Origin of the sequence: Pseudonocardia sp. (genome assembly GCF_050246655.1) — a bacterium.
GTDB lineage: Bacteria > Actinomycetota > Actinomycetes > Mycobacteriales > Pseudonocardiaceae > Pseudonocardia.
The window spans coordinates 1-13383 of record NZ_JBFWVQ010000136.1 but is presented as its reverse complement, the minus strand read 5'-3'; the positions used below and the strand labels follow the sequence as shown (position 1 = coordinate 13383).

The window sequence follows — 13383 nt, the reverse complement described above, 5'->3', positions numbered from 1 at the left end:
GTTCTGCGCGGTGCGCGGGACGTCCCTCGCCCGCGCGTCGGTGATCGGCTTGCCCATGTCGCGGGTGTCGGCCATGGCGAGCTCGTCGACGTGCGCCTCGACGAGATCGGCGAGGCGATGGATCAGCGCGCCGCGCTCCGCGAAGCCCATCCGCGGCCACGGACCCTCGTCGAAGGCGCGGCGGGCGGACGTGACGGCCAGGTCGGCCTCGGCGTGCCCACCGAGCGCGACGGTGTCGTACGGCTCGCGCGTCCAGGGATCGACCGTCTCGAACACGTCGGCGCCCGCCACCTCGGCGCCGTCGATCACATGCTTGATCACTCAGGCCTCCTCCTTCTTCGCGGCCAGGTCGATCGCCACGTCGATGATCATGTCCTCCTGGCCGCCGACGTAGCCGAGCTCGCCGACCTTGGCCAGGATCTCGTGGGCCGGCACGTCGTAGCGCTCCGCGGCCCGCTCGGCGTGCAGCAGGAACGACGAGTAGACCCCCGCCCAGCCCTGCACGACCGCGTTGCGGTCCATCGAGGGCCAGCGCGGCAGGTAGGGCTTCACGACCTCCTCGGCCGCGGCCAGCACACCCCCGACGTCCACGCCGGTCGCGATGTCCAGCCGGTCGAACGTCGCGGCGAGCACCTCGGTGGGCGAGTTGCCCGCACCGGCGCCCAGCGCGCAGAGCGCCCCGTCGACCTGCCTCGCCCCGTTCTGGTAGGCGAGCACCGAGTTCGCCACGCCCATCGACAGGTTCTGGTGGCCGTGGAAGCCGACCTGGGCCTGGTGGCCGATCTCGCGGGCGATCGCCGCCACCCGCTCCTGCGCGGTGGCCAGCACGAGCGCGCCCGCCGAGTCCACGCAGTAGACGCACTGCGCGCCCGCGTCGACCATGATCCGGGCCTGGCGGGCCAGCTCCTCGGGCGTGGTCTTGTGGGCCATCATCAGGAAGCCCACGGTCTCCATGCCGAGGCTGCGGGCCAGCCCGAAGTGCTGCACCGAGACGTCGGCCTCGGTGCAGTGGGTGGCGATCCGGGCGACCCGGGCGCCTGCCCCGTGGGCCTTCTGCAGGTCGTCCATCGTGCCGATGCCGGGGACGAGCAGCACCGCGATCGCGGCCTGGGTGGCCTCCTCGACAGCGGCCTCGATGAGCCGGATCTCGTCGGTGTGCGAGAAGCCGTAGTTGAACGACGAGCCGCCCAGCCCGTCGCCGTGGGTGACCTCGATGACCTCGACGTTCGACCGGTCCAGCGCGTGCACCGTGGCGCGGACCTGCTCCTCGGTGAACTGGTGGGCCATCGCGTGGCTGCCGTCGCGCAGCGTGGTGTCGGTGATCCGCAGGTCGTGGCGGATCTCCGGCATGTCGGGGGCCGTGGCGCTCATGCCGGGACCCCCAGTGTTGCCTCGGCCAGCAGCTCCCCCACCCGGGCGGCGGCGGCCGTCATGATGTCCAGGTTGCCCGCGTAGGGCGGCAGGTAGTCGCCGTTGCCCTTGACCTCGAGGAACACCGCCACGCGGGCCCGCGGAGATCCATCAGGGCCGTCCCAGCCCGGGCGCGGGTCGTCGAACTGGGGTTCGGCGCGCAGCGTGTAGCCGGGGACGTACTGCTGCACGTCGAGCACCATCTCGTGGATCGAGGTGGCGATCGCCGCCCGGTCGGCGTCGGGCCCGATCGCGCAGAACACCGTGTCCCTCATGATCATCGGTGGCTCGACCGGGTTGAGGATGATGATCGCCTTCCCGCGGTCGGCGCCGCCGACGGCGGCCACGGCACCGGACGTCGTGTGGGTGAACTCGTCGATGTTGGCCCGCGTCCCCGGACCCGCGGAGCGGGACGCGACCGAGGCGACGATCTCGGCGTACGGGACGGGGGTGATCCGGGAGACGGCGTGCACGATCGGGATCGTCGCCTGCCCGCCGCAGGTGATCATGTTGATGTTCGGGGCGTCGAGGTGCTCGCGCAGGTTCACCGGCGGGCAGACCATCGGGCCCAGGTGGGCCGGGGTGAGGTCGACGGCCTGGATGCCGGCCTCGGCGTAGCGGGGCGCGTTCGCCTTGTGGGCGCCCGCCGACGTCGCCTCGAACACGATCTGTGGCAGCGGATCCTGGCGCAGCAGCCAGTCGACCCCCTCGGCGGAGGCTGTGATGCCCTGCGCGCGGGCGCGGGCGAGACCGTCGGAGTCGACGACCCCGACCATGTACGCGACGTCGATCGTGGCGCTGCGGCGCAGCTTGGCCAGCAGATCGGTGCCGATGTTGCCCGGCCCGACGATGGCGGCGGTGACTCGACCCATGACCGCGAGCCTGACCCGTGCGCGCGGCCCGGGCAACGGGGGCGTTCCGCTCGGCGGGACGCCGGTCCGTGTGCGCGGCGCCCGGCTGCCCCGCGCCCCGCCGAGTGTGCGCTCACTCAGGACAACGGATGAGTACGTGCACGCTCGGCGGCGCGGACGCGGAACTCGCCCCGATGGAAACCGCAACTCGCGGCGGCCAGATGCGGAACTCGCGGTCAGGTGCGGGTGAGGCGGCGGGCCAGCGCGACCGCGTCCCGGTCCCCCAGCCGGGCACCCTCGGCCGCGGCGACCGCGTACTCCGGTCCGAGGGCGGCGCGGGCCGCATCCTCGACGGCGTCGAGGCGGGCGGAGTCCGCGCCGAAGACGCTGGTCGCCCGCGGGCTCGCGGCCATCGCGCCGAGCAGCACCGCGGCGTCGCGGTGGCGCCCCAGCCGGGAGAGCACGCCGACGAGGGCGCGCACGGCGATCCACAGCTGCGTCCACGCGCCGAAGCCGTTCCAGTGGTCGAGCAGCGGCCCGAACCCGGCCAGCGACGCGGCCGGGTCGCCGCCGCGGGCGGCCGAGGTGAGCAGCGTGTGCCGGGCGACGCCGGCGACGAAGCCGGAGTCGGCGTCCTCGGCGGCCGCGACGGCCACCGCGAGGTGGCCGGCCGCGGCCGCGTCACCGCGCTCGGCGCGGACCTCACCCAGCGCGTACTCCGCCCAGGCACGCGACGTCGGGGCCGGCGCGTCGATCGCGAGCAGGTCGGCCTCCAGCTGCGTGGTGTCGCGGCCGGCGTACCCGGCGACGACGACGAGGTCGACCTGGGCGACGACCTCGGTGACGGTGTCGCCCGCGGCCCGGGCGAGGTCGCGGGCCTTCTGCGCGTGGTCGACCGACCGGTCCAGGTCGCCGCGGAAGCTGGCCGAGTTGTGCAGGGCCTCGTAGCCGAACCGGGCCGCCAACGGCTCCCCCGCGGCCTCGGCGAGCACGACGGCGTGGCGGCCCCAGTCGTCGGCGGTGTCGAGGTCGCCGCGCTGCCAGCCGGAGCTCGCGAGGACCGCGGCGAGCCGTGGCGCGAGCGGGTGGGCGGCGGCGGGCCGGCTGCCCGGTGGCGGGATGCCCGCGGCCGCCACCGCGTCCTCCACCAGCCGGACCAGGTCGATCCGGCCGCGGACGTCGGCCATCTCGCCGATCGGAACCGTGAGCCGCAGGAGCTGGTCCACCGGCCCGTGCGCGCACAGCCAGGCGTGCGCCCGCCGCACGTCGGCCAGGTGCCGGTCGAAGCGGCGCACGGCCGACGGCTCGCCCGCGCCGCGGCGGGCGGCGGCGACCTCCTCGACGAGCGCCACCGCCCAGGCCGCGTGCCGGGCACGCAGGGCCGGTGCGGTCGGGTCGCCGGCCAGCCGCGAGCGGCCGAACGCACGCAGGGTCTCCAGCATGCCGAACCGGTCCGGCGCCCCCGGGACGCGCACGACCAGGGAACGCTCGACCAGGTCGGGCAGCGGCGCAGCGTCCCCGCACACGGCGGTGATCGCGCCCCGGTCGACGGGCCCGGCGAACGCGGACAGCCGCTCGAACAGCGTCCGCTGCGGGTCGTCGAGCAGCCCGTGGGACCAGGCGACGACGTCGGCGAGCGATCGGTGGCGCGGCGCGGCCGCGCGCCGCCCGCCGCGCAGGACGTCGAACGTCTCGTCGGCTTCCAGGGCCTCCAGCAGCCCGCGCAGCCCCAGCGCCGCGGCGCGGGCGGCGGCCAGCTCCAGAGCCAGTGGCAGCCCGTCGAGGCGGCGGCACAGCTCGGGGACGACGTCGTCGGCGCCCGGCTCCGCCGTGCCCGCCGCCGCGGCACCCAGCCGGTCAGCGAGCAGCGCCGCCGCGGCCTCGGGCGGCAGCGGCGCGACGGGCACCAGCTGCTCGGCGTCGGCCCGCACCGGCTCGCGGCTGGTGAGCAGGAGGTCGACGCCGGGGGCACCCCGGGTGATCGCCTCGACGAGCCCGGCGACCTCGTCGGCGACGTGCTCGCAGTTGTCGATCAGGACCAGCTGGCGGCGCACGGCCAGGACGTCGACGACACGGTCGGCGAGCACCCCGGGGCCTGCACGGGCACCCGCACCGCGGGCCACGGCGCCCGCGCCGTCGTCGGCGAGCCGCAGCGCCCCGGCGAGGATCTGCTCGACGTCGGCCGGGCCGCCGTCGCCCAGCTCGACGAGGAGCACGCCGTCGTCGTAGCGGTCGGCGACGCCGGCGGCGACGTGCAGCGCGAGCCGGGTCTTGCCGACGCCGCCCGGCCCGCAGAGCGTCACCACCCGGCACCGGTCCAGCAGCTCGGCCACCGCGGCGAGCTCCGCGTCCCGGCCGACGAACGAGCTCACCGGCAAGCGCGGGAGGCGGTCGCGAGCTGCCGGGGACGGCGGCGGCTCCGCGACGGCGACGTCCAGCTCCTGGCGCAGTATCCGACCTTCCAGCTCCCGCAGCTGCGCCGACGGGTCCAGGCCCAGCTCCTCGGCGAGGCGCGTGCGCAGCGCGGCGAGGGCGGCCAGCGCGGCCCCCTGCCGACCGGCCGCGACCAGACCCCGCGCGAGCAGGGCGACCGCACCCTCCCGGAGCGGCTCGCCGCGCACGAGCGCCTCGGCGGTGGAGACCGCCTCCCCCGCCCGCCCGACGGCGAGCAGCGCCGCCGCGTACTGCTCTGTGGCCGAGGCGTGCAGCTCGGCGAGCCGGGCGGCCTCCGGCTCCACCGACGGGTGGTCCAGGTCGACGAACGGCTGCCCGCGCCACAGCGCCAGGACGCGGGCGTAGCGGTCCGGGCGGGCGGCGGTCTCGGCAGCGGCCGCCGCGGCGAGGCCGTCGGCGAACGCGGTGACGTCCAGCACGCCCGGATCGACGACGAGCCGGTACCCGTCCGCGGCCGTCTCGATGCGCGAACCCGGCGGCAGCAGCCGGCGCAGCCTCGAGACGTTGGTCTGCAGCGCGCCGGCCGGATCGGCGGGCGGCTCGGGCCACACCAGCTCGACGAGGGCGTCCGACGTGACGACCCGGCCAGCGTGCGCGGCCAGCGCGACCAGCAGGCGGCGCTGGCGGGCCGACCCGACGCGGACAGGCCCGGACGGCCCCTGCACCAGCAGCGGCCCGAGCACGCCCACCGCGATCACCGGCCCATCGTGTCAGCAGGCGGGCGGACGGCATACGGACGCCGCGAGGCTGGCGGGGCGGGTCAGGCGCGGGTGAGGCGGCGGGCCAGCGCGATCGCACCCCGGTCGCCCAGCCGCGCACCCTCGGCCGCCGCCACCACGTACTCCACCCCGAGCGCCGCACGCGCCGCCTCCTCGACAGCAGCGAGCCGAGCCGAGTCCGCACCGAACACACTCGTCGCACGGGGACTCGCCCCCAGCGCCCCCAGCAGAACAGCCGCCTCACGATGGCGACCCAACGCCGACAACGTCCCCGCCAGCGCTCGGACCGCGATCCACAGCTGCGTCCACGCCGCATAGCCGTGCCAGTGGTCGAGCAACGCCCCGAACGCCGGCAACGCCGCCGCAGGATCACCATCCCGCGCGGCCGCCGTCAACAACGTGTGCCGGGCGATCCCCGCCACGAACCCCGAGTCCGCCTCCTCCGCAGCCGCGACGGCCGCCGCGAGCAGGCGCGCGGCGTCGGGGTCGCCTCGGTCGGCGCGGGTCTCGCCGCGGACGTAGTCCACCCACGCCCGCCCCGTCGCGGACTCCGGCCGCCGGGCGACCAGCTCGGCCTCGTAGGCGCCCGCGTCCGCCGCGCCGGCGTAGCCGCCGAAGACCGAGAGGTCGATCAGCGTGAGGAAGGTCGACTCGGGGTCGCCCGCCTCCAGGCCCAGCTCGTGGGCGAGCCGGGCCTCGCGCAGGCACTCGTCGAGGTCGCCGCGAAACGCCGCCACGGTGCAGAGCGCCTCGTGGCCGTACCGGGTGCCGAGCCGGTCCCCCGACGCCTCCGCGACCGCGATCGCCTGCCGTCCCCGCGCGGCGCACAGCTCCAGGTCGCCGCGCTGCCAGCCCGACGTCGCGACCAGCCCGAGCAGCCGCGGGACGAGCGGGTGCGCGGCCCGCACCGGCCCGCCCGGCTCCGGCACCCCGACCGCGGCGAGCGCGTTCTCGACCGGGCGCAGCAGGTCCAGCCTCCCCCGGACGAACGCGAGCTCCCCGAACAGCGCCGACATCCGTAGCAGGGCCGGGACGGGCCCGTGGGTGCACAGCCAGGCGTGCGCGCGGCGCAGGTCCGCGAGGTGGCCGTCGAAGCGGCGGATCGCCGCGGGCTCGTCGCGCCGCCACCGGGCGCCGTCCACCTCGGCGGCCAGCCGAACGGCCCAGGCGGCGTGGCGGGCACGAAGGCCGGCGGCACTGGCGGCAGTGCGGTCGCGGGCAAGCCGGGAGCGGCCGAACGCGCGCAGCGTCTCGAGCATCCCGAACCGGTCCGGGGACCCGGGATGGCGCACCACCAACGAGCGTTCGACCAGGTCCGGCAACGCCTCGGCGCTCCAGCACACGTCCACGACCGCCGCGCGCTCGACGGGGCCCGCGAACACCGCGAGCCGCTCGAACAGCTCGCGTTGCGGGTCGTCGAGCAGCCCGTACGACCACGCGACGACCGCGCCGAGCGAGCGGTGGCGGGCCGCCGCGGTGCGCCGCCCACCGCGGAGGAGCTCGAACGCGCCGTCGCTGTCGAGCGCCTCCAGCAGCGCCGGGATCCCGAGCGTCGCCGCGCGGCCCGCAGCGAGCTCCAGGGCCAGCGGGAGCCCGTCGAGGCGGCGGCAGAGCTCGGGCAGCAGGTCCGGATCCGCGCAGGCGCCGCCCGCGGCGGCGAGCCGGTCGGCGAGCAGCGCCGCGGCCGCGTCGAGACCGAGCGGGGCCACGACGACGACACGCTCGGCGTCCACCCGCAGCGGCTCGCGGCTGGTGAGCAGCAGGTCCACGCCGGGCGCGCCCCGGGCGATCGCCTCCACCAGCGCGGCGGCCTCGTCGGCGACGTGCTCGCAGTTGTCCACGACGAGCAGCAGGCGGCGCACGGCGAGGAACTCGACGATCCGCGCGAGCGGGTCCTCCGCACCGCCGGAGAGCCGCAGGGCCGCCGCCGTCGCGTGGACGGCGTCCCTGGAGCCCGGCGCGATCTCGCCCAGCTCGACGAGCACGACGCCGTCGTCGTAGCGTCCGGCCACCTCGGCCGCGACGTGCAGCGCGAGCCGGGTCTTGCCGACGCCACCAGGACCGCAGAGCGTCACGACCCGCTGCTCCGCGAGCATCCCCGAGACCTCGCCGATCTCGCGGTCGCGGCCGACGAACGAGCTGACGGGCAACCCCGGCCACGGCGACGGCGGCGGCCGGGCGGGCTCGACGGACCCTCGGGCCAGCTCCTGGCGCAGCACCCGGCGTTCCAGCTCGCGCAGCTCGGGGGCCGGGTCGAGGCCCAGCTCGTCCGCGAGCCGCGCCCGCAGCCGCGCGAACACCGCCAGCGCCTCGGCCCGGCGATCCGTGGCGACGAGCGCCCGCATGAGCAGGGCGACCGCGCCCTCCCGCAGCGGGTCGGCGCGCACCAGGACCTCCAGCGCCGCCACCGCCTCGCCCGCCCGCCCGGCGGCGAGCAGCGCGGCCGCGTACCGCTCCGTCGCCACCGCCCGCAGCTCGACGAGGCGGGCCACCTCCGGCTGCAGGGCGGGATGGTCGAGATCGGCGAACGGCGTCCCCCGCCAGAGCCGCAACGCCTGCGCGTAGCGGCGCGGGTCGTCCGGCCCCGCCGCGAGATGGTCGGCGAACGCGGTGACGTCCAGCACGCCCGGATCGACGACGAGCCGGTACCCGTCCGCGGCCGTCTCGATGCGCGAACCCGGCGGCAGCAGCCGGCGCAGCCGCGACACGTTCGTCTGCAGCGCACCCGCCGGATCCACGGGCGGGTCGGGCCACAGCAGCTCGACCAGCACGTCCGTCGCGACGACGTGGCCGGCGTGGGCGGCAAGCGCCACGAGCAGCTGCCGCTGGCGCGCCGACCCGATCCGGACGGGCCCACCCGGCCCGAGCACCTCCAGCCGCCCGAGCACCCCCACCGCCGACACGGCACCATCGTCGCAGCCGTCGAGGTCGGGGACGAGGCCGTCGTCGCAGGTCGGCACGCACCCACCGTCGCCCGCACCGCTGTCGGCGCGCCGCCGCCGGGACGAGGCAGGTGACAGCGAACCGACACCGCTTCGGCAGCGGGCCTGCCTAGCGTCGCGGACATGACCACCACCGAGCCGCTCACCACCGGCTGGGAAGCCGATCTCGCGGACTCCGACACGCTCGGCCTGCGCTGGCTGCGGCACTGGTCCGCGACCTGCGCGGCGTTCGTCGGCGCGCTCGGCGGCACCGTTTTCAGTGACGAGCGCTACCTGCTCGCCGACGCCGGGCGGCCCGCGTCGTTCTTCAACGCTGCCGTGCTGCTCGCGCCGGTCGGGGACCTGCCCGGCCTGCTCGACGAGATCGAGGCGCGCGTCGCGGGCGGCTCCGGGGACGTGTACCTGTGGAGCCTCTGGCCCACGCCGGACCTGCGCCCGCGAGGCTGGGAGCTGGACGGCCACCCGCCGCTGTGCGTCCGCCCGCCGCTGGCCGTGCTGCCCGTGCCCGCACCGCCGGTCGGGCCGGCGCCGGCCAGGGTCCGCACGCCCGAGGCCCTCGCCCGGTGGGAGCGGGTGCTCGTCGACGGCTACCCGGTGCCGGACGCCGCGCCCGCCCGGCCCGGGCAGCTCGTCGGCCCGGCGCTGCTCGACGACGACCGCGTGCGGTTCTGGTCCAGCGGCGACCCCGTCGAGGGGATCTCCGCGCAGTTCGTCGCGCACGGGATCGCCTCGTTCGCCCTCGGCGTCACGATGCCCGGCGCACGCCGCCGCGGCCATTGGTACCGCCACGCCCACGTCCGGCTGCACACCGAGCCGGGCCTCTGGCACGCCGGGGTGTTCGCCGACGCGAGCCGTCCCGGTGCCGAGCGGATCGGCTTCGTCCCCGTCCTGCGCCACACGTTGTGGCACCTCCACCGACCCTGACCGACCAGGAGAACAGATGACCACCGTCGAGAACACCCACACCAGCTCCCACACCAGCTCCCACACCAGCGAGGCCCTCGTGGAGCGGCTGTTCGCCGCCGTGCTCGCCACGATGGACGTGCAGGCCGCCTACCTCGGCGACCGGCTCGGCTACTATCGCGCTCTGGCCGGCGGCGAGGCGCTGACCTCCGCCGAGCTGGCCGTGCGCACCGGCACCGCGGAGCGCTACACCCGCGAGTGGCTGGAGCAGCAGGCCGTCAGCGGCTTCCTCACCTGCGACGACGAGGCGGACGCCGCCAGGCGCCGCTACACGCTGCCCGCGGGCCACGCCGAGGCGCTCACCGACGAGCTGAGTCCGAACCACATCCTGCCGCTGGCCAAGCTCATCGCGGGCGCGGGCAAGCAGCTCGACTCCCTCGTCGCGGCCTACCGCGACGGCGGCGGCGTGACCTGGGCCGAGCACGGCGAGGACGTCCGCGAGGCGCAGGCCGCGGCGAACCGGCCGCTCTTCCTCGGCGAGCTGGGCCGCGACATCCTGCCGTCGATCGCCGACGTGGACGCCGCGCTGCGCGCGGGGGGCCGCGTGGCCGACATCGGCTGCGGCCACGGCTGGTCGGCCGTGGGGATCGCGCTGGCCTACCCGGCCGCGACCGTCGACGGCTACGACACCGACGCCCCGTCGATCGCAGCGGCCCGCCGCAACGCCGCCGAGGCGGGGGTGGGCGACCGGGTGCGCTTCCACCTGGCCGACCCGGCCACCGCCGCGGCCGCCGGCGAGCGCTACGACGCCGTGTTCGCCTTCGAGTGCATCCACGACCTGCCCGACCCCGTCGCGGTGCTCGCGTCCATGCGTGCCCTGGCGGGCGCGGCGGCGCCGGTGATCGTGATGGACGAGCGGGTGGGCGAGACGTTCGCCGCGCCCGGCGACGAGATCGAGCGGCTCATGTACGGCTACAGCCTCGTGTGCTGCCTCGCCGACGGCATGGCGCACGAGCACTCGGTGGGCACGGGCACGGTGATGCGGCCCTCGACGCTGCGCGAGTACGCCGTGCGGGCCGGGTACGGCGGCGTCGACGTGCTGGACGCGGCGAACGACTTCTTCCGCTTCTACCGGCTCACCCACTCCTGATCCGCTGATCCGCTCCCCCGCCCGCTCCCGCTCCCGCGCCTGCCCGCGCGAACGGCCCAATGGGGAAGACCTACTTCCCGTACGGGCCGTTCGCGCGGGGGGCCGGCGCGGTCGGCGGGGATGTCGGGCGGGCCCGCGCCACGTAGTGTCGTGCGGGTGGTGACCGTCGCCCGGTGGATCCTCGCCCTGCTACGGGCCCGTGGCGCCGAGGTCGTCTTCGGCCTGCCTGGCGTACACAACCTCGCGTTCTGGGAGGGCGAGCGGCACCCCCTGGTCGTCCGCCACGAGCAGGCCGCCGTGTACGCAGCGGACGGCTGGGCGCGCACCACCGGCACCCTCGGCGCGGCCGTCGTCACCACCGGGCCGGGCGCGGCGAACGCCGTGGCCGCGTTCGGTGAGGCCGCGGCGGCCGGCTCGCCGGTGGTCCTGGTGGCCTCGGAGATCCCGCAGGCGCAGCGGCGGGCCGGGCGGCTGCGCGGCGTGCTGCACGAGTCGCGCGACCAGGCGGGGCTCTTCCGGCCGCTGGCGAAGGCGGTGTTCACCCCGCGCGCGCCGATGGAGGTGGCCACGGCGCTCGAGGCGGCCACGGCCGCGGCGCTGCGCCCGCCGCGCGGGCCGGTGTACGTCGACGTCCCGGCGGACGTGCTCGGCCTGCCCGCCGCGAAGGCCCAGCGGGCGGACCGCAGCCACACGAGCACGGCGGCCACGTCGGACCTGGACGAGGTCGCGGGGTTGCTGCGGGACCGGCGCGTCGTGCTGTGGACCGGACGGGGCGCCGTCGACGAACCCGACCGGATCGGTGCGCTCGCCACGCGGCTGGGCGCCCCGGTCGTGAGCAGCTACGGCGGGCGCGGCTGCCCGCCGACGGACCACCCGCTCGCCGTCGGGCTCCCGCCGCACGAACCCGAGGTCGCGGCCCTCGTCGGCGATGCGGACGTGCTGCTCGCCGTCGGCGGCGACCTGGACGGCATGAACACCCGCAACTGGACGATGCCGCGCCCGCCCCTGCTCGCCACCGTGGATGCCGCAGCCGCGGCGGAGCCTCCCGAGTGGCGCGCGGACGCCGCGGTGCACGGCACGCTCGGGTCCGCCCTGGACGGCCTCCTGGCCCGGCTCGGCGGCGGCGACGTCAAGCCCTGGGCGCCTGAAGGGCTGCGCAGCGCGGTGCTCGGCCGCCTGCGGTCCGACCCGGCGACGACCGAGGCGGTGACGCTGGTGGACGCGGTGGACGCGGCGCGTACCGCGCTCACCGTGCTGGTCTGCGACATGGCCGTCGCCGGCTACTGGGTGGGCGGCTACGCGGCCGCCCCGGTCCCGCGCTCGCTCGCCTACCCCGTGGGCTGGGGGACGCTCGGCTTCGGCCTGCCGGCCGCGATCGGCGTGGCCGCCACCGGTCGCCCCGCGCTCGCCGTGTGCGGGGACGGCGGGATCGCGATGGCGCTCGGCGAGCTCGCGACGCTCGTGCAGGAGCAGCTGCCCGTCACCGTGCTGGTCGTGGACGACGGCGGCTACGGGATGCTGCGCTACGACCAGGAGCGCGCCGGGCACGTCCCCGTCGGTACCGATCTCGTGACCCCGGACTTCGGCGCACTGGCCGGCGCATTCGGGTTGCCGTACACCGCCGTCGTGGGCGTCGGGGACCTGGAGCCGGCGCTGGCGGCGGCCGTCCGGTCGGGGATGCCGCACCTGGTGCGGGTGCCCGCGCGGCTGTATCCGCCGCGCACGACGTCCCCGCGCTGGCACGAGGACTGAGACGCAGATCACACTATCGCCAGTGGCTTCTGTGCTCGATAACGATATATCGTGATGGCACACGAGCTACACAGGAGGCTCACCACGTACCGAGGAGACAGCTCCATGAAGCACATCGACAACCCCTGGGGCGGCTTCGGCCGGCCCCCCTTCGCCCATCCCGGCCGCGGAGGCGGTCCCGGTGGCAGTGGCGACGCCGCCGAGCACGACGACCCGCGCGTGCGGCGCCTGCGCGCCCACCGCCGCGGACACCGTCACGGCGGTCCGCCCTTCGGCCCCGGCTTCCCGTTCCCGCCGCGCGGCTTCGGGCGCGGCCGCGGACGGCGCAGCGCCCGCGGCGACGTCCGCCTCGCCGTCCTCGCGCTGGTCGCGGAGCAGCCGCGGCACGGCTACGAGATCATCCAGGAGATCGCCGAGCGCACCGGCGGCGCGTGGCGCCCCAGCCCGGGCTCGGTCTACCCGACCCTGTCCCAGCTCCAGGACGAGGGACTGGTCACGGTCGAGAAGACGGCCGGTCGCCGGATCGTCGAGCTGACCGAGGCCGGAACGGCCTACGTCGAGGAGCACCGGGCCGAGCTGGACGCCGTCTGGGAGAACGCCACCGCGGACTCCGACGAGGGCGCCGCCACGCTGTGGGAGCAGCTCGGCCAGCTGCACGCCGCGGCGGGCCAGGTCATGAGCGCGGGCACGCCGGAGCAGATCGAGGCCGCGACGGCCGCGATCACGGAGGCCCGCAAGGCGATCTACCGGCTGCTGGCCGAGTAGCTGGCCCACCACACACAACGAGCGGCGCGTTCGTCCAACTCAGCTGGACGAACGCGCCGCTCGTTGCCGTCAGACTCCCTGAAGGGTGGGTCCCGGCACGAACCCCGGGTCGATCTGGGCGGTCAGGTCGGCACCCGCGGCGCTGTTCGCCCAGGCCAGCGCGTTGCGTCGGTGGAACTCGACGGTGCCGCGCTGATAGGCGGCCCAGTCCCGCTCGCGGGCGTCGAGGAGGGCGAGGAGCGTGTCGAGGGCGGCGAGGTTCTCGGGTTCGAGCTCGGCGACCGGCCGCGCGCTGCCCCGCTCAGCGGCCAGCACCCAGGCAGACCGGCGCAGCCACCCGACGAGGGCGTCACCGACCTCGGAGCGCAGGTACGCGACATCGTCAGCGTCGTCGGCATCGTCAGCGTCGTCGACCTTGTTGCCCAGCACCCGCAGCG

9 protein-coding genes and 1 pseudogene are annotated in these 13383 nt (G+C 76.4%); 4 read left to right on the top strand and 6 right to left on the bottom strand.

From position 1 onward, the window contains the following. The 5 genes from AB7J25_RS27025 to AB7J25_RS27005 form a co-directional block, all read right to left on the bottom strand. A partial coding sequence (locus AB7J25_RS27025; RefSeq protein ID WP_428513522.1) for an aldehyde dehydrogenase family protein occupies window positions 1–321 on the bottom strand: 321 nt, incomplete at its 3' end. Beyond that, window positions 322–1371 (bottom strand): 4-hydroxy-2-oxovalerate aldolase, encoded by a 1050-nt coding sequence (gene dmpG / locus AB7J25_RS27020; protein ID WP_428513520.1) that lies wholly within the window; start codon window positions 1369–1371, stop codon window positions 322–324. Further along, window positions 1368–2282, bottom strand: a complete 915-nt coding sequence (locus tag AB7J25_RS27015) for an acetaldehyde dehydrogenase (acetylating) (protein WP_428513518.1) — start codon at window positions 2280–2282, stop codon at window positions 1368–1370. Before AB7J25_RS27015 ends, dmpG begins: the two co-directional genes overlap by 4 nt. A gap of 215 nt (window positions 2283–2497) precedes the next feature. Further along, a complete protein-coding gene (locus AB7J25_RS27010) occupies window positions 2498–5413 on the bottom strand; it encodes a BTAD domain-containing putative transcriptional regulator (RefSeq protein WP_428513516.1) in 2916 nt (971 codons plus the stop codon). A gap of 62 nt (window positions 5414–5475) precedes the next feature. Further along, complete coding sequence (locus AB7J25_RS27005; RefSeq protein ID WP_428513514.1) at window positions 5476–8394, bottom strand: BTAD domain-containing putative transcriptional regulator; 2919 nt, start codon at window positions 8392–8394, stop codon at window positions 5476–5478. Window positions 8395–8499: 105 nt separating this feature from the next. Between AB7J25_RS27005 and AB7J25_RS27000 the strand changes: the two genes are divergently transcribed. The 4 genes from AB7J25_RS27000 to AB7J25_RS26985 all read left to right on the top strand — a co-directional run bounded on the left by AB7J25_RS27000 (window position 8500) and on the right by AB7J25_RS26985 (window position 12946). Beyond that, the gene (locus AB7J25_RS27000; protein WP_428513512.1) at window positions 8500–9300 is read left to right on the top strand and encodes a hypothetical protein; all 801 of its coding nucleotides are present in this window, start codon (window positions 8500–8502) and stop codon (window positions 9298–9300) included. Window positions 9301–9316: 16 nt separating this feature from the next. After that, the gene (locus AB7J25_RS26995) at window positions 9317–10429 is read left to right on the top strand and encodes a class I SAM-dependent methyltransferase (RefSeq protein WP_428513510.1); all 1113 of its coding nucleotides are present in this window, start codon (window positions 9317–9319) and stop codon (window positions 10427–10429) included. Between the two features lie 156 nt (window positions 10430–10585). Then, complete coding sequence (locus tag AB7J25_RS26990) at window positions 10586–12181, top strand: thiamine pyrophosphate-binding protein (RefSeq protein ID WP_428513508.1); 1596 nt, start codon at window positions 10586–10588, stop codon at window positions 12179–12181. Between the two features lie 105 nt (window positions 12182–12286). Further along, window positions 12287–12946 carry a PadR family transcriptional regulator gene (locus AB7J25_RS26985; protein ID WP_428513506.1) on the top strand — a complete coding sequence of 220 codons (660 nt, stop codon included), beginning with the start codon at window positions 12287–12289 and terminating at the stop codon, window positions 12944–12946. 69 nt (window positions 12947–13015) lie between these two features. On the opposite strand, the pseudogene AB7J25_RS26980 reads toward AB7J25_RS26985, so the two are convergent. Next, window positions 13016–13383, bottom strand: a pseudogene (locus AB7J25_RS26980) (ATP-binding protein); the annotation flags it as partial.